Annotated in this window: 17 protein-coding genes and 3 pseudogenes; 15 read left to right on the top strand and 5 right to left on the bottom strand. The window is 46.1% G+C overall.

The annotated features are described in order from the left end of the window. Positions 1 to 97: 97 nt before the first annotated feature. A complete protein-coding gene (locus tag KDM92_RS13390) occupies positions 98 to 484 on the top strand; it encodes a VOC family protein (RefSeq protein WP_212684969.1) in 387 nt (128 codons plus the stop codon). A 134-nt stretch (positions 485 to 618) separates the two neighbouring features. Here the strand turns inward: KDM92_RS13390 and KDM92_RS13395 are convergent, their stop codons facing one another. Continuing rightward, complete coding sequence (locus KDM92_RS13395) at positions 619 to 2,529, bottom strand: phytase (RefSeq protein ID WP_230408352.1); 1,911 nt, start codon at positions 2,527 to 2,529, stop codon at positions 619 to 621. 83 nt (positions 2,530 to 2,612) lie between these two features. Continuing rightward, positions 2,613 to 5,198, bottom strand: a complete 2,586-nt coding sequence (locus KDM92_RS13400) for a TonB-dependent receptor (protein WP_212684970.1) — start codon at positions 5,196 to 5,198, stop codon at positions 2,613 to 2,615. 455 nt (positions 5,199 to 5,653) lie between these two features. On the opposite strand from KDM92_RS13400, the gene KDM92_RS13405 reads away from it, so the two are divergent. From KDM92_RS13405 to KDM92_RS13440, 8 genes and pseudogenes are all read left to right on the top strand, one after another. Beyond that, on the top strand, positions 5,654 to 6,577 hold the full coding sequence (locus KDM92_RS13405; RefSeq protein WP_212684971.1) for a GGDEF domain-containing protein: 924 nt from the start codon (positions 5,654 to 5,656) through the stop codon (positions 6,575 to 6,577). A 45-nt stretch (positions 6,578 to 6,622) separates the two neighbouring features. Beyond that, on the top strand, positions 6,623 to 7,612 hold the full coding sequence (locus tag KDM92_RS13410; RefSeq protein WP_230408353.1) for an AraC family transcriptional regulator: 990 nt from the start codon (positions 6,623 to 6,625) through the stop codon (positions 7,610 to 7,612). Positions 7,613 to 7,729: 117 nt separating this feature from the next. Then, positions 7,730 to 8,745: pseudogene (locus KDM92_RS13415) on the top strand (sulfate ABC transporter substrate-binding protein). Positions 8,746 to 9,159: 414 nt separating this feature from the next. Then, a complete protein-coding gene (locus KDM92_RS13420; protein ID WP_212684973.1) occupies positions 9,160 to 10,029 on the top strand; it encodes an EAL domain-containing protein in 870 nt (289 codons plus the stop codon). Positions 10,030 to 10,169: 140 nt separating this feature from the next. After that, positions 10,170 to 11,024, top strand: a complete 855-nt coding sequence (gene cysT / locus KDM92_RS13425) for a sulfate ABC transporter permease subunit CysT (protein WP_212684974.1) — start codon at positions 10,170 to 10,172, stop codon at positions 11,022 to 11,024. Then, entirely contained in the window at positions 11,024 to 11,923 is a 900-nt protein-coding gene (gene cysW, locus KDM92_RS13430) for a sulfate ABC transporter permease subunit CysW (RefSeq protein ID WP_212684975.1), read from the top strand. The genes cysT and cysW overlap by 1 nt, the downstream gene beginning before the upstream one ends. Before the next feature lie 234 nt (positions 11,924 to 12,157). Further along, a pseudogene (locus KDM92_RS13435) lies at positions 12,158 to 12,556 on the top strand (sulfate/molybdate ABC transporter ATP-binding protein); the annotation flags it as partial. Continuing rightward, positions 12,555 to 12,839 (top strand): annotated as a pseudogene (locus KDM92_RS13440) (transcriptional regulator); the annotation flags it as partial. The pseudogenes KDM92_RS13435 and KDM92_RS13440, both read left to right, overlap by 2 nt. Before the next feature lie 126 nt (positions 12,840 to 12,965). Here the strand turns inward: KDM92_RS13440 and dxs are convergent. Genes dxs through KDM92_RS13455 form a run of 3 tightly spaced genes read right to left on the bottom strand, consistent with a single transcriptional unit; the run spans position 12,966 to position 15,972 of the window. After that, on the bottom strand, positions 12,966 to 14,804 hold the full coding sequence (gene dxs / locus KDM92_RS13445; RefSeq protein WP_212684976.1) for a 1-deoxy-D-xylulose-5-phosphate synthase: 1,839 nt from the start codon (positions 14,802 to 14,804) through the stop codon (positions 12,966 to 12,968). 2 nt (positions 14,805 to 14,806) lie between these two features. Beyond that, a complete protein-coding gene (locus KDM92_RS13450; RefSeq protein ID WP_212684977.1) occupies positions 14,807 to 15,694 on the bottom strand; it encodes a polyprenyl synthetase family protein in 888 nt (295 codons plus the stop codon). Continuing rightward, on the bottom strand, positions 15,691 to 15,972 hold the full coding sequence (locus tag KDM92_RS13455; RefSeq protein WP_189347258.1) for an exodeoxyribonuclease VII small subunit: 282 nt from the start codon (positions 15,970 to 15,972) through the stop codon (positions 15,691 to 15,693). Before KDM92_RS13455 ends, KDM92_RS13450 begins: the two co-directional genes overlap by 4 nt. A gap of 427 nt (positions 15,973 to 16,399) precedes the next feature. On the opposite strand from KDM92_RS13455, the gene KDM92_RS13460 reads away from it, so the two are divergent. From KDM92_RS13460 to KDM92_RS13485, 6 genes are all read left to right on the top strand, one after another. Next, a complete protein-coding gene (locus KDM92_RS13460) occupies positions 16,400 to 18,829 on the top strand; it encodes a DUF1631 family protein (RefSeq protein WP_212684978.1) in 2,430 nt (809 codons plus the stop codon). Positions 18,830 to 19,466: 637 nt separating this feature from the next. Further along, positions 19,467 to 20,753, top strand: coding sequence for a Glu/Leu/Phe/Val family dehydrogenase (locus KDM92_RS13465; RefSeq protein WP_212684979.1), 1,287 nt, complete (start codon positions 19,467 to 19,469; stop codon positions 20,751 to 20,753). 336 nt (positions 20,754 to 21,089) lie between these two features. After that, complete coding sequence (locus KDM92_RS13470) at positions 21,090 to 21,968, top strand: amino acid ABC transporter substrate-binding protein (protein WP_212684980.1); 879 nt, start codon at positions 21,090 to 21,092, stop codon at positions 21,966 to 21,968. Between the two features lie 96 nt (positions 21,969 to 22,064). Then, positions 22,065 to 22,895, top strand: coding sequence for a hypothetical protein (locus KDM92_RS13475; RefSeq protein ID WP_212684981.1), 831 nt, complete (start codon positions 22,065 to 22,067; stop codon positions 22,893 to 22,895). Between the two features lie 163 nt (positions 22,896 to 23,058). Continuing rightward, positions 23,059 to 24,108: a dihydroorotase gene (gene pyrC, locus KDM92_RS13480; RefSeq protein ID WP_212684982.1), complete on the top strand. Its 1,050-nt coding sequence runs from the start codon at positions 23,059 to 23,061 to the stop codon at positions 24,106 to 24,108. 6 nt (positions 24,109 to 24,114) lie between these two features. Next, positions 24,115 to 24,921, top strand: a complete 807-nt coding sequence (locus KDM92_RS13485; protein WP_212684983.1) for a DUF3025 domain-containing protein — start codon at positions 24,115 to 24,117, stop codon at positions 24,919 to 24,921. The last annotated feature ends 20 nt before the right edge of the window (positions 24,922 to 24,941 follow it).

The following is a 24,941-nucleotide window of genomic DNA, read 5'->3' on the forward strand; positions in this document are numbered from 1 at the left end:
ATGGTTTTTAGGCATTGCTGATGTCCTCGTTAGACCCTGATGATTCCTCCGCTGTTCCTTAGCCGCATTCACTGTCAAATAGAATAGGAGCTTTACCATGAAAAATAACCCAGTCGGTTGGTTCGAGATTTATGTTCAGGACATGCCACGTGCAAAACGCTTTTATGAAGCGGTGTTTCAAACGGAATTGACACTTCTTCCTAATCCTGATCCCGAGGGCTTTTCAGAGATGGAAATGTTGACATTTCCGATGTCGATGGAAGATTACGGCGCATCTGGTGCTTTGGTGAAAATGCCTGATTGCCCATCAGGAGGGAGCACCTTAGTCTATTTTTCGTGCGATGATTGCGCAGTCGAAGCCGAGCGCGCCGCCCAAAATGGAGGGGCGATTTTTAAAGGCAAGATGGCGATCGGTGAGCATGGGTTTATTGCTATGGTGGTGGATACCGAAGGCAATATGATAGGTCTGCATTCTATGCAATGAGGTCGCGAAGCTAAGCGCCTCGTTCGACTGTTTAGCTGATTCGCATGCTGTCTAGCATCGCTAGGTTTGCCAGGTCACGACAGAGATTTTTTGCCCCCGAACTTGAGCGGGGGCAAAATATAGTGAAAGACAAATTAGTCGACAAGTTTAAGTGCCAAGGCAATTTGCTGCCAGTCTATGTATTTGAAGTTTTGCGCTCCATCTGGCAGGTGCTTATGACCATCTTGTACGATCATAATGCCCTTGTTGTATCCCGCACCGAAGCTGGCTGAACTGACTTCCAGCCCATCCGTCTCGGAACTGCCATCGATGCCTTTTGCAAGGTTGAAGCCGATACGAAATTTACCTCGATAAGAAAATGGTGCTTGTGCGTCATAGATCACATAACTATTATCACCTTGGCTGGATACGACAAGATAAGTCTCTTGCTTACCGTGATACAGAGCCAGTCCTTCGACATCAGCATGCAAATGTTGTCCGACTTTGGCAATGAGTTTAAACGCGCTAGCTTGTGCCGCGTCGGCATTGGTCAACCATACACCACGTTTTTCTTCACCGATAAACAGACGCGCAGTTTTGTCGTCCACAACGCAACCTTCGGGTTGTGTTGCAAGCTTCAATTGACGTAGTTGCGTGCCTTGATATTTACCGTTCTTTCTCTCGATGCGCCAGTGTTGGACTACGCCGTCTTTATCATTCACAAAGGCTTCGAGACCACCACGACTAGGTTGATATAAACAAGTGCCATAAATATCCTTCAACCCCGTCGCAATGCGACTAGCTTCTCGCAATGTGCCATTGCCATCGATGTCAAAAAGAACCAAGCTGTAGTCGTCGCGTTGGGTGGCGATGGCGATATCACTGACACCATCTTGCCAATGGATTTGCTGGCGCACATCGACGTTGTTCAGGCGACCGACTTCCAATAGTTGGGTTTGCTTGCCCTGCATATCGTAGACCAGTAATCCTTGCTTTTTATTCGTGCCAAGAATTCGGCTTAGTTGGCTATCTGTTGGATGACTCCAGATTGCCGGATCATCGGCTGCGTCGCCGAGTCGACTCATTTCTTCGGTTTGTACTTGTGGAATCAACACAGGAATCGACTCTTGCGGAGTGTCTTTTTTGCGCGGCAGGCTAGCTACCTGCATCCAAGCATTTTTGCTGTCATCGCGTAGGTAGAAGTTTGTTTTGCTGTCTGTATCCAAGGTGCGCAAAGAGCCTGTTTGTTGCGGCCAAGCTGCATTTGTTTTCTTAGAAAATTGCTTTGTAATTTTCCAATCTTGTTTTGTAGCTGTAGACAAGAAAATGTTCTTTCCAGCTTCATCCAAGACGGCGACTCCACCTGAAAAGGCATGCATCGCATGTGCCCCTTGCTGCAATCGACCAAAAGGCTGGCGCAATTGTACTGCTTGGCGTGCGGCACTGCTCTCGGATTGTGCGGAGTAAGCCCAGACACCAAAATCTTCTTCGTTGACATATAAAGTCTCGGTTTTGTCGTCGACCTCACAGGATTTGGCATTTGCTGGTAGTGCTAGATTACGTACTAAACGCGGCTGATTTCCTTCTAGCACCCACTGCTGTGCATGACCACTTTTTGCGATCAAGAATAAATGCATGAGTTGTTGTTGATCGCGAAACAAGCAGCTGGCATCGAGCGCAGTCGTGGCAGGGGGCAGCTTTGCATGCAATTGGAATTGACCTTCCTGAATGCGAATCGGCAAGGCATTTTGTGTATTGCTATCGATCAGAACGGCAAATGTAGAATCTGTATTTTCACGTACGTCAAACTGTTTGGCGCGCACTTTCATGGTAGTGCGTTCGACACCGGTTGGAGATACTAAGCGTAAGGCTTTCTTGTCTAGGATTAACCAATCACCGTTGCTGAGTGGCCGAAAATCGACAGCGGATTTAACAAATTCTGGTAGCTGTTTTGGCTGTGGGGCTGCGCCTGCACTTGCGTTACTGCTAGCTAGAGCTAGTCCAAGCAAGACACTGGCTTGCGCAGCCCGCAGCCATTGTGTTTGAAGAATATTTAAGTTTTGCATAGATGTACGGTGTTCGAAAAATAGGTTAATGGCCTATCCCCAAAAAATTTGAGAATAGGCTGTTTCTCACTTGCGATTGCAGTTTAAAAATTGATTTTTAAACTTGCCTTGTAAGTGCGTCCATACTGTTCATATTGTGCATTCAAAGCTTTCGTTCCCAAGTACACATAGTAGATTTCATTGTTCAAATTGTTCGCTTCAAATACGAGTTGATAGCGACGATTGATTTGGTAAGACAAGGAAAAATCGAGTTGCTTTTGTGTGTCAACCATACGATCTTGATCGGCTGCCAAGATGTCTGATCCTACTTCCAATAGGTACGGTGATTTATAGTTGAGCGCCAAGCGTGTGCTGATCGCGCCATCTTCGTAACCCAACATCAGATTGCCAACGCGGTCCGATTGGCCTGGTAATTGTATGCTGCGGGTTTTATAGCTATTGCTGGCTTTGTCGAAACGGCCAATGCTGGCGTCAGACTTACTCAAGCTCAGGTTAGCAGAGAAAATCAAATGATTGAACGGTGCCGGTAACATGCGTAAAGATTGGCTATAGCCGAGTTCCAAGCCATGTACTTTGGCTTTGTCACCGTTGGTATAACTAATCGCCGTGGTGTAGCCCGTCCACGGTGCCGTGCCCGCCAGATTGGTGGTGTAAGTGAAGTTCTTGATATCTTTATGGAACAGATACGCCGATACACTGCCATCGTCTTGCAAGCGACGTTCGATGCCAAAGTCGAGGTTGCTTGCTTTCATAGCATTGAGCAGAGGATTGCCAATTTGTGCTTCGGTACTACTGATTAAATTAACGCCTGGTGCCAATTGGCTAAAATTGGCACGAACCACGGCATTTGTCCACGCAGCACGCAAGCTGGTTTTAGCATCGACATCGTAGCGCCCTTGCAGCGTTGGTAACCAATTGTTGTAGGAGCGCGAACTTTGATTTTGCGTGACGACACCAGCGACAATCTTATTCCCCGAAGCATCGAATTGTGTGCGTTCTAATCGTGTTCCGACCAACAAGCTAAAGTTCTCAGAATGAAAACCGTTTTGAATATAGGCTGCATCGATGTTTTCATCCATAGAAAAATCATTGATCGCCGATTCTACAGTCGAACGGGCGGCGGCGCGATTCGCACCCGCGACGCGAGCACGTAATGCCACAGGATCTAATCCTAAACCGATACGTCCGAGTGGGTAAGCTAATTCTTTTCCAACAAAAGACGACATCGAAGTTGCACCTGCACCCCAGTAATTCGCTGCGCTTGCACTACTACTGTAGGCAAATTGCTCCGTATCATTTTTCTTATTGCGCTGACTAGTTTTGAGTCCGAATTTCAATTTCGCATCCCAATCTCCAAGATCGAAAGTTTTGCCGAGATCAACTCGTGCATGATGTTCTTTGTCATCAGAAAAACGCGTTTGAAAAGTCAGTGCATTCAAAGCGAATTTGCTAGGGTCGTATGCGCTGGTAGGTGTATTGAGTTTAGGTAAATTCGTTTGTGTAAAGCTGATGTCATTGAAATTGGATGTGCCGCGGAAGCGTGCATCGTTGAGCGCATCTGGCGTGTCATCAGAAGCGGTGCTTTGCGCAATATTCGCTTCAAGTTTCCAACCTTGTATGCGTTGTTCAGTGCCCAATAAGAATGATGTGATTTCTTGTGTGTATTTGCGTTGACGCAGACGACGTTCTAATCGCGCGGTGGCAGGCACACCTTCCGTTAAAGCGCCACCGCTGATATTGCTCACGGTCAGGCGATCACGTATTTCGTCGTCACTAAATTTGCTAATAAAACTGCGCATAAAATAGCTGCTCTCAGTATTTGGTCGCCAATCTAAATTGAGTGCAAATGCTCGACGTTCACGCACTGGCAAATAGTCACGCAATTCGAGACCAGACAAACGACCATTGCTCCATGCGCCGCCAGTCTCCAAATTGTCGGAGCCGAATTCGCGCTTCTCCATGCTCAAACCAGCGGCAATGCCGAACTTGCCATCGAGCAGACGATCAGCAAATAAGAGCCCGACGGTGGGACTAGTTTTTTTGATGTTTTCGTCATAGCTGACACCCGCATTCAATGACATCACTCGCTGTGGTAAGTCGAAGCCGGTGAGTGCTTTCACTTCTACGGTCGCTCCCAGCGAATTGCCATCCATATCTGGGCGCAAAGTTTTGATCACTTCTAAAGTACGGATGATGCCTGAAGGCAGCACGTCGAGCGCAACCGCGCGGCGGCTCGCTTCTGGTGAGGGCACCAGCGCACCATTGATTGTGATGGCATTCAGATCAGGTCCTAAGCCACGTACGGTGATGTAGCGTCCTTCGCCTTGATCGCGTTGCACTGAGACGCCTGGTAAACGCGCTAATGCTTCTGCTGCATTCTTGTCTGGTAGTGCACCGATGTCATCGCTGCTAATGACGCTGACGATGTTGTCGGCTTTTTCTTGTATCTCTAAAGCTTTACGCATACTGGCACGTTGACCAGTGATGGTCACACTTTGCGGTTCGAGGGCAATACTGCCACCCATAGTCGTTTGTGTCTGTGCTTGCGCTTGCATCATGCATAAGACGCCAAAGGTGATGGCGCTGAGCTTGCATAAATTAGCTGTGTTAGAAGTGGCCTTCACCTTATGAAGTTGCGTGTTGCGAGCTTGGTGCGTTGTGTGTGTCATGATGTATCGGGCTGGGTTGACGATGGAAAAGCCCGCAGTCTAGAAGTCAAATATGTCAGTCGCGTTACAGAGATTTTTTGTTGCTATCAGAGCGGCTCGTTTTGCCATCTTTATTGAGCAATTGATGCAGATGATGAGCTTAAATGACCGCACGGCACGATACATGTGCATCTTGCACATTGCACGCGAACTCACTTTTCTAGGGATTAAGCGGTTCTACTAGACACGGCATCCCCTTACCTCATTATCTATCTGGCGATTGAAAACAATCCGTGTAATTCCAGCGGTGCACACACGATTCTTAATTTTCTGTGAGCTGTTTGCACCTGTGTTGTTTTTCATGCTGCGCATTTCCAGTTTTTGGGAAATAGCGGTACTTGTCATTTTCTTGTCATGTAAGCCGTATAGTCTCGCGCGCACCGTCCAGTCTGGATCTATTAATAGCGCGAGCCATCATGCTTTCACTTCATAAAACACCACTTTCAATTTTTGCGTTTGCTCTCTTACTTAGCTTGGCTGCGTTTAGCACGATCGGCCTAGCAAAGCCATTTGAGTCAATTCAATGGCTGGATGTGATTGCCGAGGGTGGAACGGCGGTGATGGCAGGTTTGTGGTTAGTGATGACGCTTAGCAGCAGACCGCGTGGCAAAGTCACATATCTGCTCGCAGCTGGTATGGGCTTGATCATGCTTGGTGCGTGGGTTGATTGTATGGATGAGTTTTATCGCGTCGGCAAAGAACAATTGTGGGATCATTGGCTAGAAGCCGGATTTACTTTGGGTGGTATGTTGGTCTTAACGGCTGGTTTGTACTTTTGGCGTCATGAACAGTTTTCGCTCAATCAGCATTTGAAAAAGCGCGAACGCTTGTTTCGTGATCATTTGGCTTTTGATCGTGTGACACAATTAGTCGATGCGACTTATCTTCGTCGCTTAATTACGATGGAGCAGGGACGCCATTCTGATGTCTCGAATTGTGTTGCGCTGTTGGATATCAATTCCTTCCATCTCCTAAATCGTGATTGCGGCGTAGAAGAGGGCGACCGGGCATTGCAAGCAGTGGCGCATATGTTGTTACTGAATTTGTCGAATCAAGATGTGCTATGTCGCTATGCGGGCGATCGATTTGCTATTTATATGCCATCTACCACGCTAGATTTTGCACAGAAAAAGGTCAATCATTTATGTGCGATGGTAGCGCAGATGCACTTTTACACGCAGACCCGTCAAGTGCCAATCACTTTGCGTGCTGTTTGTAGTGAGGCGGTCGTGCAACTTGACGATTTGTTAGTGCGACTTGATCCGCTCGATTCGCTCGCACAGCACAGCGAAGAAACAGAAGCGCTTGCAGGTATGCCGCGAACAGCGGTGTTTAGCTGAAACGCCCCTTATCTGATGGCTTATTTTTCTAGTAGTGATCCCTGTTTGTTAGCCCAGCATCATGCCATGCTGGCGTGGCAGAGTGCTCAGCGTTTAGAAGTGGACTTAGTCGGAGCGCGCAAGGCATGTAAGCTAGATGGGGAAGACTTCACATGGCCAGAGCGCAAAATCAGTCCCGAGCAATATTTAAAGTTGCTGCAGTATCTAGCTCGGCAGTCGCATAGCAAAGACACGAGTTTTATACTCGGCCAACACATGCTGCCGGGTCATTATGGGAGTGCCAGTCAAGCGCTGCTATATGCGCAGACTCTACGTCAGGCTTTGCGAATTCTGGTGCAGTTTCGAACTAGCTTGTGCCCGCTTTTGACGCCGCGATTGAAAGAAGAAAATGGGCAAGTGATCTTGTACTGGATGGATCATTGGGGCGCACCAGAGATGCTGCCTTTTTTGGTAGAAATGCATATGACTGCCGTAACTGCAATGTGCCGCTGGCTCAGTGAACAACGCCTGCCTTGGCGTTATTGTTTTAATCGCAGCCGCGCCCAACACATAGAACAACATCAAGTCCATCTAGGTCGCGATTTACGTTTCAATTGTTATCTTGATGCGATGATGATTCCTGCTGAATATTTGGATGTGCCGTGGCCACGAGCAAATGCTGTCAGCGCCGATGTCGCGATTAAGCAAGCGACTACCGCAGCATTAAATCAGCCACCAGCGCAAAGCATCATTCCGCAATTGTATGACTACCTAGCCCTCAATCTACGCTGCGCGCCGAGCTTAGAAAAAGCGGCGCAACATTTTGACTGTAGCATCGCCACCTTCAAACGGCACCTTGCCAGACACGGTACTCACTTTCAAGCAGAGCTAGATCAGGTTCGCACGCACATGGCGCTCTACCTTTTCCATTTTCAAGAAATGGATAACGAAGGGGTCGCTGCCTATCTTGGGTTTCACGATGCGACGAATTTCCGCCGCTCGTTCAAGCGCTGGACTGGGCAGACTCCTAGTTTGTTGCGTTTGGCTTTGGAGTAATCTTTAGACTTTCACTTACGATCAAAAAACACATAAGCAAACTTGAAATCATTCGTTCTCAACACGCATTTGAATCTTTAATCTCCATATATCGATTAATTCAATTTCTGTATGGGGATGACGAAGATGAAATTTTTTAAATTACTTGTCTGTGTTTCTGCATTGAGCGCATTAGCCGCGGCTCCAATTGCCTACGCTGCTGACCTTACGTTACTCAATGTCTCTTACGGCCCAACTCGCGAGTTATACCAAGACGTGAACGCCGGATTTGCGAAGTATTGGCAAAGCAAAACGGGCGATGAACTCACGATTAAGCAATCGCACGGTGGTTCGGGTAAGCAGGCACGTGCTGTGATTGATGGCTTGGATGCTGATGTGTTGACTTTGGCCTTGGCCTATGACATTGATGCCGTTGCCGAAAAAGGTTTGGTGGATAAAGCGTGGCAGAAGCGACTTGCGCACAATGCCTCGCCTTATACCTCGACGATCGTTTTTTTGGTGCGCAAAGGAAATCCAAAAGCAATTAAAGATTGGAATGATTTGGTCAAACCTGGGGTGGCAGTCATCACGCCGAATCCGAAAACGTCTGGCGGCGCACGCTGGAATTATTTGGCCGCATGGGGCTATGCTTTAAAAAAAAAGCAGGCAGCAATGTAACGGCCAAAGATTTTGTGCAAAAGCTCTACAAAAATGTGCCAGTGTTGGATTCTGGCGCACGCGGTTCTACCGTAACGTTTTCTGAGCGCGGCATTGGCGATGTATTGATCACTTGGGAAAACGAAGCCTATCTCGCATTGAAAGAATTTGGCGCCGATAAGTTGCAGATCGTCACGCCGAGTTTAAGTATTTTGGCCGAGCCACCGGTAACGGTAGTTGATAAAACCGTAGATAAACGCGGAACTAGAAAAGTGGCGGAAGCGTATCTGAATTATCTCTACACAGACGAAGCGCAAGATTTGATCGGCAAACATTTTTATCGTCCAACTTCTGAACGCGCAGCGAAGAAGTACGCAGGACAATTTGCGAAAGTGAATTTATTCAAGATTGATCAAGTATTTGGTGGTTGGAGTAAAGCGCAAAAAGAACATTTTTCTGATGGAGGTGTATTCGATCAAATTTATCAAGCAAAGTAAGGGTAGTGGTTTGATTCAACTGCCAGCGACTAATAATCGTCTAGCGCATCGATGTGTCGTTGCGGAAGTTGCTGATCATGTTTTTCTTCATTGTGATCCCCAAGTCATGGTGATACGGAATCGGCAATCAGATGCTTATTGAACGTAGTTGAAATGTTTTAGTCTCCATCAAAACTCTCCCCCCTCGGTTTTGATGACACAACTAAGTTAGTCTGATCTTGGTGTTGCGCGACATAGCGATATTTTCTGGAGATGTTTTCTCTTGCGAATGTTTGTATGTCGCGCTTTTTTTGTTTTTTATGCGGACGAAATGCCGATAGACACAAGTCATCTAAGCAAGTGCAAATTACTTCGTTGGTTTTTCTTAAGGCCTGTTTTAAGCTGGTTCGATACGATTATTGGAAAGGAATAAGAATGGCATATGCGGGCTTGAGTCATTATTTAAATAGTTTAGCAACACAAAGTGCTAGTCAATTATTTCCAAGAAAAGATGGCCGTATTTCGGCACGGTTTTTTAATGCACGTTTAAGCAGTGTATTTCAGCCTATACGGTCTGGCGAAGATTTAGGTTTGCTTGCCTACGAGGCCTTTGTCCGTACCTTTTCGGTCAATGATCAAGGGCTCAGTATCTGGAAATTATTAGAGCATGCGAGTTCCGATGATGAGTCAGTCGAGTTAGATCGTTTGTGTCGCTTACTGCATGCCATTAACTTTTTCCGTCAGGCGACTGCCGACAATTTGGAATTATATTTGAGTGTACATAATCGCCTATTAACGGCGGTTGCTGGTAATCATGGTGCTGCCTTTCAGCGCGTACTCGCCAAGTTAGATATCCCACAGCAAAGAATTGTTTTGCAATTGCCAGCGATTGTTCCTAGTCAACGTTGGGCGATTACCCATGTTGCTGATAATTATCGTCGCAACGGATTCCGACTCGCACTTCATGCACAAAATATCGAGCAAGCTTTTGACTTACTCGAACGGGTACAGCCGGATGTATTGAAGCTCACTTTTGAACAAAGTTTGGCGGATGAGAATGCTTGGCTGTTTGAAGATTTACTCAGACAAGCGGCGCGACAATCTTGTTTAATTATTTTGCGTAAAGTCGATCAATTGACCGCGTTTGAGAAGTTGCGCGAATTTGCCGATTATCGACTCGCTTTTGCAATGCAAGGTAACGCGATTGATATTGCGCGTTCTCATCTGATCAATCCTGAGGGAGCGCCATCCCAGCGACGTCAACAAACGGTCTCGAATACATCGCCTCGGCAAGCTTGTTGTTGAGCGATAAGGTCCTTGAGCCTTAGACATTAAGTCAGCTTATGCAGAAATCGACTATAGAAATATGAAAAAAATCGTTTTCCATATAACTTGATCATGCAATCATTTGTCATCTAAAGCTTATCCAGTAATAAAGGCTGTGCATGACATTTCTATCAAACAAGCGGGCAAAGTCGCGACGGGTGATTCCCGGTTTTCATTTATCGCTAGGATTTACCTTGTTTTATCTGGGCCTGATCGTCCTTATTCCTTTGTCTGCGGTCTTCATTAAAACCTTTAGCATGACTTGGGATGCGTTTTGGCAAACGGTCACTTCCGAGCGCGTGCTGGCTTCGTATCGCTTGACCTTTGGTGCATCCTTGCTCGCGGCCTTTATTAATGTGATTTTTGGCGGCATTTTGGCGTGGGTGCTGGTGCGCTATCAATTCCCGGGAAAGCGTTTGATCGACGCTTTCGTGGACTTACCTTTTGCGTTGCCAACTGCGATTGCTGGCATCACTTTAGCGACCCTGTATGCACCGAATGGATGGCTAGGAAAGTTGTTAGCACCGTTTGATGTCAAAGTCGCTTATACCCCTTTGGGCGTCTTGATTGCATTGATTTTTATTGGCTTGCCTTTTGTAGTGCGTACGGTGCAACCGGTGTTAGAAGAAGCTGAAAAAGAATTAGAAGAGGCCGCAATTAGTTTGGGCGCTAGCCATTGGCAAACATTTGTGCGCGTGATTTTCCCCACGATTTTGCCAGCAGTGTTAACCGGTTTCGCTTTGGCGTTTGCGCGTGCTACGGGTGAATACGGCTCAGTGATTTTCATCGCGGGCAATATGCCGATGATTTCTGAAATCACACCACTGTTTATGATCACTAAACTTGAACAATACGACTATGCAGGTGCAACCGCGATTGCGGTGGTGATGTTGATTATTTCCTTCATTTTGTTATTGGCGATTAACGCGCTGCAAGCATGGACGCGGCGTCGTCAAACAGCGGGGAGAGCGTAATGACTTCACAAACATTGACTGCGCACATATTGACTGCGAAACGCGCGGAACCTCCATTGCAGTTGCAAGCGACAGTAGAACCGTTTTGGGTAAGAGCTTTACTGATAGCACTCGGATTGGCCTTTGTTGCCTTGTTTTTGTTCATTCCTCTGGTGGCAGTGTTCACCGAAGCTTTGCGTAAAGGCTGGGATGTTTATCTAGCGTCTATCCAAGAACCAGACGCAGTGTCCGCGATTAAATTAACCTTAATTGCTGCGGCCATTGCGGTTCCTTTGAACTTGGTTTTCGGTGTGTCTGCCGCATGGGCGATTGCCAAGTTTGAATTCCGTGGCAAGAATGTTTTGTTGACCTTAATCGATTTACCGTTTTCTGTTTCACCCGTGATTTCGGGCTTGATTTATGTCTTATTGTTTGGCGCGCAAGGTTGGTTTGGCGAGTGGCTGCGTGAACACGATATCAAAATTTTGTTTGCGGTGCCGGGCATTGTGTTGGCGACGATTTTTGTGACTTTTCCTTTTGTCGCGCGTGAATTGATTCCTTTGATGCAGGCACAAGGTAGCGAGGAAGAAGAGGCTGCCTTGGTATTAGGTGCATCGGGTTGGAAGACTTTTTGGCATGTGACTTTGCCGAATATTAAATGGGGTTTGTTGTATGGCGTGATTCTGTGTAATGCGCGTGCGATGGGGGAGTTTGGCGCGGTATCGGTGGTATCTGGTCACATCCGCGGCGAGACCAATACTTTGCCTTTGCAAGTGGAGATTTTGTATAACGAATATAACTTTGTTGCGGCATTTGCGGTGGCTTCATTGTTGACCTTGTTAGCACTAGTGACATTGGCCTTGAAGACGATTGTGGAATGGAAGACGGACGAATCGCGTCAGCGTATTCCGCAGGAGTAGACCAAAATATCTATCTCAGGAACGCAGGTGCAAAGCTCCCTCTCCCGCAAGCGGGAGAGGGTTGGGGTGCGGGTGGTTCAGATAAGCGAAATCTTTGTTGAAAATCCTTGGCTAACTTGAGTATTGGCAAATGAATCATGAATAGTCTTACTCAACGCCCCTCATCCCCAACCCTTCTCCCGCTTGCGGGAGAAGGGAGTACGAACCTAAATATTTGAAAGATCGGAAATAAACATGAGCATCGCTGTTAATCAATTGCAAAAACGCTTCGGCAATTTTACTGCCTTAGATAATGTGTCTTTGGATTTTCCGAATGGCGAATTAACGGCATTGTTAGGACCATCGGGCTGTGGCAAGACGACCTTGTTGCGGATTATTGCTGGCTTGGAATATGCTGATAGCGGTCAGGTTTTGCTGGATGGCGAGGATGCTTCGAATCAGCATGTGCGTGAACGTCAGGTTGGCTTTGTATTCCAGCACTATGCTCTGTTTAAACACATGACGATTTTTGAAAATATTGCGTTTTGCTTGCGTGTAAAACCGCGCCACCTGCGTCCATCTGAAACGCAAATCAAAGAGAAAGTCACCAAATTATTAGAGCTGGTTCAACTTGATTGGCTGGCTGATCGTTATCGTATTAACTGCGATGGATTCTGACGTGATTCAACAATACGTCGCACTTGGATTAGGTGTGGGTTTGGTCGCGTCGATGGCGATTGAATCTGGGGCCGATAATCAACGTGCCCAAGGTCTGCGAACAATATCGGCATCGCATCTATTCCAATCGAATGTCACACGCTTGGCGGTACGACGTGGAGCTTATCTGCGTGCCTACACTTACGATTTCATTCAAAAATTTGCGCCGAGTTTAAGTCGAGAAGATATTCGTGCTGCTTTAGTCGAACAAGATGTGTAGAGCAAGATGTATAGAGCAATAAAAAATAGCAGCATAAAAATCATTGCATAAAAAAACCGCGCTCTTTTCTTAAGATGCGCGGTTTTTTTTGTGATGAATCGGATTATTAATGCGTCAATTAAAGCATTAAAAGAAACGATGGCGAATCGACGCTTCTATGCCTTCAGCGTTCAATCCGCATTGTGCTAACAGCAGCGCAGGGTCACCATGATCGACAAATTTATCTGGCAAACCTAAGATCAACATGGGTTTTACTATCCCTGCTTGTGCTAAAGCTTCTGCCACTGCCGAACCAGCGCCGCCCATCGTGCAGCCTTCTTCGACGGTGACAATAGCGTCATGGCTGGCCGCCATTTCTTTGATCATCTCCGTATCAATCGGCTTGATAAAACGCATATTGACCAAGCTTGCATCGAGTGCTTCCGCAGCGAGTAAAGACGGATGCACCATAGAACCAAAAGCGAGAATCGCAACTTTATTGCCTTGACGTTTCAATTCAGCTTTGCCGATTGGTAGCGAACTCAATTCTTTGTCGATAGCAGCACCAATACCCGCACCGCGTGGGTAGCGGATTGCCGCTGGGCCCGGATAGTGATAACCGGTCGTCAGCATTTGTCGACATTCATTCTCGTCACTTGCCGCCATCACCACCATATTCGGAATGCAGCGCAAGTAGGCGAGATCATAATTGCCTGCATGGGTCGCACCATCGGCACCGACTAGACCAGCGCGATCTAGGGCAAAGGTCACATCCAAATTTTGTAAAGCGACATCATGAATCAATTGATCATAAGCGCGTTGTAAGAAGGTCGAATAAATCGCCACCACAGGTTTTAAGCCTTCGGTCGCTAAGCCACCAGCAAAGGTGACGGAATGCTGTTCTGCAATACCAACGTCGTAATAACGTTGTGGGAAGCGTTGTTCAAATTCCACCATGCCTGAGCCTTCGCGCATCGCGGGAGTGATGCCGATCAATTTGTCATCGGTCGCTGCCATATCGCATAACCAATCACCGAAAACTTGTGTATAGGTTTTCTTGGCAGGTGCCGTAGCAGGTTTGATTCCTTCTGCTGGATTAAATTTACCTGGCCCGTGATACAAAATTGGATCGGCTTCCGCCAGTTTATAGCCTTGACCTTTTTTAGTGACCACGTGCAAAAATTGTGGACCTTTGAGGTTTTTAATATTTTGCAAAGTTGGAATTAAGGATTCCAAATCATGTCCATCAATCGGGCCAATATAGTTAAAGCCAAATTCTTCAAACATCGTTGCGGGGACGATCATGCCTTTGGCATGTTCTTCAAAACGGCGTGCTAGTTCCAACATCGGCGGCGGTAAGACCGACTTACCAACATTGCGCGCGGCGGCATAAAATTTACCAGACATCAAGCGTGCCAGATAACGATTTAACGCGCCAACAGGTGGTGAAATCGACATGTCGTTATCGTTCAATACGACCAGCATATTGATATCGTCGTACACGCCCGCATTATTCAATGCTTCGAATGCCATACCGGCTGTCATTGAGCCATCTCCAATAATCGCCACCGCATGACGCGATTCATTTTTGGTGCGTGCTGCCAAGGCCATACCAAGCGCTGCAGAAATCGAGGTGGAAGAATGCGCAGTACCAAAGGTATCGTATTCACTTTCGATCCGACGCGGAAAACCTGAGATACCATCAAGCTGACGCAGACTATGCATCTGATCACGACGCCCGGTCAGAATTTTGTGCGGATAGGTTTGATGACCGACGTCCCATACCAAGCGATCTTCGGGAGTATTAAATACGTAGTGTAAAGCGATCGTCAGTTCCACTGTGCCGAGATTAGACGATAAATGTCCACCGGTTTTTGACACAGAATCAATCACGTATTGGCGCAATTCATCTGCCAATGAAGTTAATTGATTGCGGTTAAGCTGGCGTAAATCTGCTGGCGAATTAATCGTATGAAGTAGGGACATTATTATGCTTTCCGCTGAACGATGAGATCTGCTAAATCATGCAGATATTGGGCGGACTCTCCGAAAATTGATAAGGCATGATGGGCATCGCTGCATAGCTTTTGCGCCAATTGGCGCGACGCTTCTAAACCTAATAAAGATACATAAGTAGGCTTATTATCGGCAGCGTCTTTGCCCGCTGTTTTACCTAAGGTTGCAGAATCGGCAGTCGCATCCAAGACATCATCAACCACTTGAAATGCTAAGCCTATCGCACGCGCATAGTCATCTAGCGCGCTTGTTTCTGCTTCGCTTAAATGTTTGCCGCTCATTGCACCCAATAAAACCGATGCGCGTAGTAATGCACCCGTTTTGAGTCTGTGCATTTGTTCTAACTCGGTGATATTGAGGGCGATTCCAACACTGTCTAAGTCAATCGCTTGACCGCCGCACATACCTAATGAACCTGAAGCGTGTGCTAATAATTGCAACATTGGCAGTTTGCGATCCGCTTCTGCTTGGGCTTCACTCAATACTAAAAACGCTTGGGCTTGCAAGGCATCGCCAACCAATAATGCCGTTGCTTCATCATATTTCTTATGAACGGTTGGTTTGCCACGACGAAGTGCATCATCATCCATGCAAGGCATGTCATCATGTACTAGTGAGTAAGCATGAATCATTTCGACGGCACAGGCAGCACGAGATAAGAGCTCATTTGGCGCTGAAAATAAATTACCCGCAGCGAAGACTAATAGAGGACGTACGCGTTTACCACCGTCGAGCACTGCATAAGCCATCGCTTCATGCAGCTTTTGTGGCAGTTGTGTAGGCGCTGGTAAGTATTGCGTAAGTGCGATTTCAACTGCGGCTTGGGTGGAGGTCATCCAAGTTTGGAATGGTCCGCTCATGCAATGCTCTCTTGATTATTTTGATTGTTGGCATTCGTGTCGCCAGTGTCAGTGCTAAACGGCTTGAGCATGCCAGCATCAAGAATTTTCACTTGTTGTTCTACTTTTTCTAATTGTGAGGCACAGTATTTAATTAATTCAGAACCGCGTTGGTATGCCGTTACAGAAGCTTCTAATGGTAGTTGGCCAGTCTCCATTTGCGACACCAATTCACTAAGCTCAGCCATCGCACTTTCGAACGATGCAGGTGTGACATTTGTTGGTAATTTCTTTGACATAGAATAGTTTGCAAGGTAGATTGCAGGAGTGGCAAGCACGAGAAGGCTGGCGTTCCTCGAAAACCTCGTATTTTAGAGCAAAGGGAGTTTAAGTGTGGAGATATCCAAGCTTATCAGAAGCTTAATTCTTGATTTACTTTAGTAGTGCTTGTTCTAATTGAATTTATTTTGAATCAAGAATTTCATGCATAACCATAAAATAAAAACAATAAAATCAAAGAAAAACTGATCTAACATAAAAAAATGCTTAAAAAATGAGCGGAATTGCGTTTCGAACATTTCCATGTGGAAATTAATTGAATATAGTCCTTCAAATGATGCGACTAATTTACATATTGTTTCTGAAGCTGACGTTCAGTTGTTGATTTTGTGGTCATGCTGTTTTTAGTGAAGTAGCTTTTAAGGTGTGTGTTGTAAAAAAACTTTTATGTCGATGAATCCGGTACATCAAAAGCAGGCAGATAAAAGTCCTCATGCGGTAGCGCCAATTCCTTTAGAAAAATTGGACACCTGGCAGGCTTTGCTGCAGCACGCCTATCAATTAATCACGCCACAGATCGATGCTTTTTCTGCGCGCTTATCACATGCCTTGTTTGTGAAATCAGAAGAGTCGAGTGATGCCAAAGAAGCCAATTTGTATTTTCATGGCGCGCAACTATTAAAAAATAGCACCTACACCTACTATTATTTGTGCTCGGGTGCGATCGAGAAAATTTTAAAGAACGAAGTTGCTGCTTTACGAAGCAATGATAAGAAAAAGCCAGTCACTATTTCTGATGAAGGAATGACGTTGGTTTCTTATGAGGAGATGGATTTAAAGCTGAGCATCAGCCGCGCCAGCCGTTCACTCGAATTGACCCATGCAGAAAGTTTGGCTGCATTAAATATGCGCCTTGCGAGTTTATTAGGTTTAGAGACCTTGAACTTGAGCCAGAATCCATTCCGACCTGAAGTGTTTTTACAGGCCTTAAATACGGCGTGGTGCGAATTTAATCCAGAAAAAGCAGCGCATGATTTTGCATTGCCTTTATTAAGCGATCTGATTTTTGATTTGACGCCGCTGTATCACGGTTTGAATGAATTATTGGTCGTGCGTGGGGTGCTGCCAGATCTGCAAGAAACTTATCGTTTAAAGCGCAAACAGGCGAGCGCCGAAGCTGCCAGATTAGGCGAAGCGGTTAAGAACGAAGTTACAAAGAAATTAGAGCAGTATTTTTCAGCTCAGTCAGGAATGCCGCCTGGCGCTGAAGCGCAAGTGCCACAACAGCAAGGCATGTCGACAGGCGCAGGTGCTGTTCCTTACAATATTGGTGCCGCCAGCTTTCAACCAGCTAATTCCGAGTTGTTTCAGTATCTTGCAGGCGTACAAAAAAATATGGCGATTCACCAGCTTGTATCTGGTGCGCAGCAAGCCGTGCGTTTGTCCCATCTGCGACAAGAAATGCCAGCGATGTTTCATAGCGGTGTTGAAAAACATACCTTTGACTTGATGTCGCATGTGTTTGATGGTGTCTTAAGCAATCAAGAAATCGCCGATCCGATTAAAGACTTAATTAGTGCATTGCAAGTGCCAGTGCTCAAAGCCGCGTTGATCGATAAAGATTTCTTTTTTCAAGACTCTCATCCTGCGCGCCGCTTAATTGATTTACTTTCTAAGTATAGCTCTGCGCTTGATCCAGCGAAAGGACAAGCTGATCCTCTATTTCAGGAAATGCAGCGCAATGTAGCGCGGGTGCAAAATGAGTTTGATCAACAGCTCAGTTTGTTCGACGAGGTTGTCACTGATCTTGAATCTTTCATTCAGAAAGAAGAAGCCGCCACCATCGAAGCTTTGCAAGCGCCAATTAATCGAGCATTGCAAAGAGAGAAGTTTGTTCAAGCTAGTATCTCTGCGAACAACGATGTCTCGATGCGCATTGGGACTGGTGAGGTGATGGCGTTTGTCGAAACTTTCTTAGAGAATCGATGGAAAAAAGTTCTGACCTTGGCGTATAGCGTGCAAGATCAAAAACCGCATGCAGTCGAAGATGCCATCAAAACGATGGATGATTTGATTTGGAGTATCAAGCCGAAATTCACTTTGGCGCAACGCCAAGACATGATTAATCGTTTGCCGGGAATTTTGGCGCGACTAAATAAATGGCTGAGTCTGATCAAGTGGGAAGATGCAGATCGCGTTCAATTTTTTGCTGACTTAGCCGAATGTCACGCTTCAATCGTTAGAGCGCCACTTGAGTTGTCGCCAGAGCGACAAATGGAAATCGCTGTTGAGGCAGCCAAGATTGCCACTGAGCGTCGTCTAGAACAAAGAGCAAAGGCAGAAGCAGAAGCGAAAGCCAAGGCCGCAGCAGAAGAGGCAGAGAAAGCCCGACTTGTTGCCCTTGCGATGGAAAAAGCCAAGGCCGACGCGAAACTCGCTGCTGAAGAAAAAGCCAAACAGCTTGCAGCAGAAGCTCAGGCCGCTGATGCGCAAGCGCAACCAGTTGATTTTTATCTGCCCGAACTCAATGACGTCATCATTCGCGAGGAAGATTTAGTCGCCAAGGTAGAACAAGCAATTGAAGATGCGGTAGCAACCGTCGCCAATTTAGAGCGCGGCGTTTGGGTGCAATTCCGCATGCTAGATGACAGCCTACAAAAAGTTCGACTCGCTTGGGTTAGCCCTATGCGCAGTCTGTTTATTTTTACATCTAGTCAAAAAGAGAAATCATTCTCTGTGGCGATTAATGAATTAGAGAAAAATTTCCGTGAAGGGCGCGCTAAAGTGGTCTCAGTGGATCACGTAGTCGATCAAGCATTGTTGAGTGCGTTGAACAAAACAACTTCTCAAGCTGCTCATGAGCAGGTGAGTGCCTAAGTCAAATAGGACACTTGTGCGCAACTGAGTAGCGTTGAAAAGTTTGTTTTCTCTTTGATTCGTTAAATTACCAAGAATCGAAATCACTTAGTTATAGAATTACCGCGTCATATTCTGGCAATAAAAAAGATCGCTTGCTGTGTAAGCGATCTTTTTTATTTGAGTGATCTTTTTTATTGTCTGGCTCTCCAAAACATCGTTGAACAAAAATTGATCTGCATTGGATTTTCCTGAAGTTCTTCACACACTACATTGCCAAGCTTCTCGATGTATTTGTAGTAGCAGCTTAGTTTTTTTACGCCCATTCCCTCCATCCGAAAATATTCGTAAAACCTATTTCTGTAGCTTTCTGTTTTTATCTCGCAGCTATTCATGCTCGATCATTGCGCTATTTTTCTAAGAATTAGCTTGTCGTTGGTTGGTAATTTAAGTTGCAATCGTTTTGATGGAAAATGTCTAAAAGCATAACTATGCGTATCACGCATAGATAAATGCAAACAAAGCATTGGAGACGGGTAAGTGTCTTGCCTTAAGATGCGCTGCCTTTGATCGGCTTGGTTTGTGTAAGCGAACACCATTCGGTCAAAACAATTATTCATTCTTTCAAGATCTAATCTACTGAAAAGCGAGACTTACCATGTCTAGTAATCACCAAATCCCGTCCTACCTTACCCCACACGCGACGGGTCCATGGAATGTGTATCTGGAACAAATTGATCGTGTTACTCCTTACCTCGGCAGTTTGTCGCGTTGGGTCGAAACATTGAAACGTCCTAAGCGTATTTTGGTGGTTGACGTACCTATCGAACGTGATGACGGCACGATTGCGCACTTCGAAGGTTATCGTGTACAACACAATACTTCTCGCGGCCCGGGTAAAGGTGGCGTGCGTTTTCACCAAGATGTGACTTTGTCAGAAGTGATGGCTTTGTCTGCTTGGATGACAATTAAGAACTCAGCAGTCAACGTTCCTTACGGTGGTGCAAAAGGCGGTATCCGTGTTGATCCAAAAACTTTGTCACGCGGTGAATTGATGCGTATGACGCGTCGTTATACATCTGAGATCGGTATCATCATTGGCCCAGATAAAGATATTCCAGCACCAGACGTCAACACCAACGAACAAACGATGGCATGGATGATGGATACTTACTCCATGAACGAAGGCCGTACTGCGACTGGTGTAGTGACTGGTAAACCAATTTCTTTAGGTGGTAGTTTGGGCCGTCGCGAAGCGACAGGTCGAGGTGTGTTCGTGGTTGGTTGCGAAGCTGCTGCGAAAAAAGGCGTGACGATTGCTGGTGCAAAAATTGCGGTGCAAGGTTTCGGTAACGTCGGTGGTATCGCAGCACGTTTGTTCGCAGAAGCAGGTTCAAAGGTCGTTGCGGTTCAAGATCATGGCGGTACGATTTTCCACTCAAATGGTTTGGATGTGCCGAAGTTACTCGATCACGTTGCCGCGAACGGCAGTGTGGCTGGCTTCCCAGGTGCCGAGGCTGTTTTGCCAAACGAAGAATTTTGGAAAGTGCAATGCGATATCTTGATTCCAGCCGCTTTGGAACAACAAATCACAGAAGCAAATGCGAACCATATTACCGCTAAGATTATTCTCGAAGGCGCGAATGGTCCAACCACGCCAGAAGCGGACGACATCTTGCGTGATCGTGGTGTTTTAGTAGTACCTGACGTTATTGCGAATGCTGGCGGTGTAACCGTTTCTTACTTCGAATGGGTACAAGATTTCTCTAGCTATTTCTGGACTGAAGACGAAATCAACAATCGCTTAACCCGCATCATGAAAGAAGCGTTCCACTCTGTGTGGCATGTAACGGAAGATAAGAACGTTTCCTTACGTACTGCTGCGTTTATTATTGCTTGTACTCGCGTGTTGCAAGCGCGTGAAGTGCGTGGCTTGTACCCATAATTTTCTAAATAGAAAAGCCCCTCGCCCGCAAGCGGGAGAGGGGTTGGGGTGAGGGCGTTTGAAGTAGGTTGGAGATCGATATACAGTCGAAGTGCAGAGTAATTTTCAGTTGAAATAAACTCATATGCAGAGTACCGAACCACCCTCATCCCCGGCCCTTCTCCCGCTTGCGGGAGAAGGGAGACAAGTCTGAAACCTTTGATTTATAGGGCGGACGAAATCCGCGCCGCCAGACCACTTAACGTCGACGCTGTCCAAGTTTCCCCTGAGGCGTCACGAAAAAATTCTGCAAAGTGTAAAATACCACGGCAAATATTTCCGCCTAAAAGGAAGACCGTGTTTAAGTGTTTATGCATTAGCTTCACTCTGCTGTTCGCTACACAAGTTCATGCCGCCGATACTTTGGCGCGTATCAAAGAACGTAAAACTATCGTCATCGCGCATCGCGAAGCGAGTATTCCTATCTCTTATTTATCCGAAGACAGCAAGCCCATAGGCTATGCGATGGATATCTGCAGCAAAGTAGCCGAGCGCATTAAACGTGACTTGAAAATGCCGCAATTAGCGATCAGCTATTTACTCGTGAATCCATCAAATCGTCTATCTGCAATACAAGAAGGACGTGCTGATTTTGAATGTGGTACAACGGCAAATACGGCTGAACGCCGCAAGCAAGTGGCGTTTTCGATTCCCTACTTTTTTTCAGCAACACGTCTACTGACGCCCGCCAATTCGCCTATCAAAAATTGGACAGACTTAGCACAGAAGCGTGTGGTCGTGGTGCGCGGTAGTCTTGCATCGAGTTTATTGCGCCAGCAACCACAATTAAAATTAAGCGAGTTAACAATCATTGAAGCCAGCACTTCGCGCGCTGCATTTGAAATGTTGCAAGAAGCACAGGCTGATGCAATGGTCAGCGAAGAAGTCGTGTTAGCCGGATTGCGCGCCAGCGCAGAGGATGTCTCGCAGTGGAAAATTCTTGGCAATAGTATTGGCATCGAAGCGCAGACCATTATGTTAGCCAAAGACGATCCCGCCTTAAAAGCATTGATCGATAAAGAAATCGCCAGAATGATCAATGAAGGCGAACTTAGCAAACTGTATGAAAAATGGTTTATGCAAGCCTTGCCAACGACAGGAATAAACTACGCTCTACCGATGAGTTTTCTATTAAGAGATAGTCTGCGCTTTCCGTCGGATAAGGTGCTGAATTAAAATAGGCGAAATTGCCTAGTTTCAAGAGTTCATATTTCCAATTTGCGCCTACTGTAATGATGATCGAATTAAAATCAAGAATGAAGGAAGCTGTCTGTGAAAAAAACTTTTTCAGTTAAGTTGGTTTTTCTTTGCTTGGTTTTCGTTGGATTTTTATATGCATTATTTTTTTATAGCGTTCACCAACTTCAAAAATCTGGTAACGAAAGGGTTATTGCGAAACAAAGTGATATTTCCATCGCTAAATTACTGAGAAATCTTCCGTTTTCTAGTTTTCTAGTAAACGAATCTGAATTGGATTTAGTATTGGCTTATCACACCCTTCATCAAGACGTTTCTGACTATAAGAGCTTGATGTCGAACGGTACAGAAGCCCTGCAGATGTATCGTGAGGTTGAGGAGCGCAGACAAGAAAATAATTTAAAGTATGCGAATTACGCCTTGTTGGAAATTTGTAATACCTTGTTTCGAATGCCCTGGAATGATCAATTGAAAGAACTTGCTCAAGCCTATGCCACAAAATTGAATGCTAGTTTATTGGAGCACACAATCAATCCTGATGATCAAGCTTCTGCGCACGAAAACTTGGCTATTTTCTTTTTTCGAATGAACTCGCCGGATCAAGCGAAACTCCATGCTTCAATCGCTGATTCTATCGATGAAAAACAATTCGAGCCAGCAATTGCGAATGGTTTTAATTTCTTACGCTCTATTAGGACGGCATTGGCACGATGCATTGCTGGTAAAAGCGCGGATATTGAGTTGAGTACAAAACAGAATACAGAGAACTCCCTTGCACTGACGACGGATTTTTTTCGCAATCAGCATTATCACTTTTGGGACGTGGCATTGCTTCAAACTGCGATGTTTTCATCAAAAGAAAATTCTTGCAAGAGCGTGATCGAAAATTACCAATACCTACTTTAGACAAGGTTAGCTGCTAGTTATATTTTTTTAATGCAAGAAAGGTTTTAAATAACTATTGATTTTTTTAATTGTTATTTATGGTGCGCCTAAACAGAAGTCCAATGGTATTTGGTAAGACGGTAAAATAAGGTTTTTTAATATAACGACTTCACATATAGCGCTTATGAACGACAGTAAACTTTCTGAACTCACCATCACCCGCCCAGACGACTGGCACCTACATTTACGTGACGGAGATGCATTAAAAACCGTCTTGCCACATACCGCAGCGCAATTTGCTCGTGCAATTGTGATGCCAAACTTGAAGCCGCCAGTCACCACCACCGAGTTAGCTGCTGCTTACCGTCAGCGTATTTTGGCAGTTTTGCCGGAAGGAATGTCGTTTACGCCTTTGATGACTTTGTATTTGACCGATAACACGCCACCAGATGAAATTCGCCGTGCCAAAGATAGCGGATTTGTCCATGCCGTCAAACTCTATCCAGCCGGTGCAACGACCAATTCAGATGCGGGTGTGACCGATTTGCGTAAGTGCTATAAAACTTTAGAAGTCATGCAAGAAGTTGGCATGCCGTTCTTGGTGCACGGCGAAGTCACTAGCCCAGAGATTGATTTGTTTGATCGTGAGGCTGTGTTTATTGATACCGTGATGAAGCCTTTGCGTGCCGATATGCCAGAGCTTAAAGTGGTGTTTGAACACATCACCACCAGCGACGCTGCCGCCTATGTTGCGGAGGCCAGCGGTCCAATCGCAGCGACGATTACTGCCCATCATTTGCTGTATAACCGCAATGAGATTTTCAAAGGCGGTATTCGCCCGCACTACTACTGCTTGCCAGTGTTAAAGCGCGAAACCCATCGTCAAGCCTTGGTCAAAGCGGCGACCTCCGGTAATCCTCGTTTCTTCCTTGGTACGGATTCGGCACCGCATGCAAAAGGTGTGAAAGAGCACGCGTGTGGTTGTGCTGGTTGTTATACCGCATTGCATGCGATGGAGTTGTATGCGCAAGCCTTTGATCAAGTCGGGGCTTTGGATAAATTGGAAGGCTTTGCGAGTTTCTTTGGCCCTGACTTCTACCAGTTACCACGTAACGCTGGCAGCCTCACATTAAAGCGCGAAAGCTGGATGCTACCAAATGAATTGAGTTATCTCGACGGTAGCTTAGTGCCATTAAATGGTGGCGAGACTATCAACTGGAAAGTCTCTGCGTAATTGTCGATGACAAAGTTTTACTCCGTCATTGATTGGTCACGACCTTGGTTAGCCTCGATTCTTCCTGCAGCAGAAACTATTTTGGCGCAGGAAGATTGGCGCGTCGCTTTAAATCAAGCAGCGCGGGCGGCGGGTTTAATCAATCATCGTGATCTGCCTTTGCAGTTTATTCCACAAGAAGAATTGCCAGAAGGTGTTGCCTACGAAAGTCACATCAGTGCGGCGGGTAAAGTGCCGACGCGAGAAAACTTGCATGATTTTTTTAATGCATTGGTGTGGCTAAGCTTCCCCCGTATTAAACGTCAACTCAATGCACTACAAGCTGCGCAAATTGAGACGCTGGGCATTGGCAAATCACGCGGTCCAGCGCGTGATGCGGCAACGATTTTTGATGAAAATGCAGCACTCTTGGTGCTAGAGAATTCTGAGCGCGGACATCGACTGTTAAGTTGTTTGCGTGAACATCAATGGCGACAGGCATTTATCGAACATCGCGATGATTTTGTTAGCGTGGCGCAAGTCTGGAGTTTTGGACATGCCTTGATGGAGAAGTTAGTGCAGCCCTACAAAGGCATTACAGCGCATGCATGGGTGGTTTGGGTAGATCCTGATTTCTTCGCACAAAGCTACGCGCAACAAGCTCGGCAACTGGATGCACAGGTGAGTGAGCAATTGCAGTCATATGCCTTGACGACAGCCGATTACGCTCCTTTGCCAGTGCTAGGCGTGCCCGATTGGTGGGCTGGGCAAGATGAGGTTTTCTACGCGGATGAAAAAGTGTTTCGCGCTAAGCGTGTGCAGGCATCCAGTTAATAGCTTCGTCCAAAGTAGTC

The sequence above is a fragment of the Affinundibacterium baiyunense genome (assembly GCF_018139645.1).
Lineage (GTDB): Bacteria > Pseudomonadota > Gammaproteobacteria > Burkholderiales > Burkholderiaceae_D > Undibacterium > Undibacterium baiyunense.

Bases quoted from the DNA above. Each gene is read 5' to 3' on its own strand.
- pyrC (WP_212684982.1), top strand. From the start codon at position 23,059: ATGAACGACAGTAAACTTTCTGAACTCACCATCACCCGCCCAGACGAC.
- KDM92_RS13395 (WP_230408352.1), bottom strand. From the start codon at position 2,529: ATGCAAAACTTAAATATTCTTCAAACACAATGGCTGCGGGCTGCGCAA.
- KDM92_RS13400 (WP_212684970.1), bottom strand. From the start codon at position 5,198: ATGACACACACAACGCACCAAGCTCGCAACACGCAACTTCATAAGGTG.
- KDM92_RS13450 (WP_212684977.1), bottom strand. From the start codon at position 15,694: ATGAGCGGACCATTCCAAACTTGGATGACCTCCACCCAAGCCGCAGTT.
- KDM92_RS13460 (WP_212684978.1), top strand. From the start codon at position 16,400: ATGTCGATGAATCCGGTACATCAAAAGCAGGCAGATAAAAGTCCTCAT.
- KDM92_RS13465 (WP_212684979.1), top strand. From the start codon at position 19,467: ATGTCTAGTAATCACCAAATCCCGTCCTACCTTACCCCACACGCGACG.
- cysT (WP_212684974.1), top strand. From the start codon at position 10,170: ATGACATTTCTATCAAACAAGCGGGCAAAGTCGCGACGGGTGATTCCC.
- cysW (WP_212684975.1), top strand. From the start codon at position 11,024: ATGACTTCACAAACATTGACTGCGCACATATTGACTGCGAAACGCGCG.
- KDM92_RS13390 (WP_212684969.1), top strand. From the start codon at position 98: ATGAAAAATAACCCAGTCGGTTGGTTCGAGATTTATGTTCAGGACATG.
- dxs (WP_212684976.1), bottom strand. From the start codon at position 14,804: ATGTCCCTACTTCATACGATTAATTCGCCAGCAGATTTACGCCAGCTT.
- KDM92_RS13485 (WP_212684983.1), top strand. From the start codon at position 24,115: ATGACAAAGTTTTACTCCGTCATTGATTGGTCACGACCTTGGTTAGCC.
- KDM92_RS13455 (WP_189347258.1), bottom strand. From the start codon at position 15,972: ATGTCAAAGAAATTACCAACAAATGTCACACCTGCATCGTTCGAAAGT.
- KDM92_RS13405 (WP_212684971.1), top strand. From the start codon at position 5,654: ATGCTTTCACTTCATAAAACACCACTTTCAATTTTTGCGTTTGCTCTC.
- KDM92_RS13420 (WP_212684973.1), top strand. From the start codon at position 9,160: ATGGCATATGCGGGCTTGAGTCATTATTTAAATAGTTTAGCAACACAA.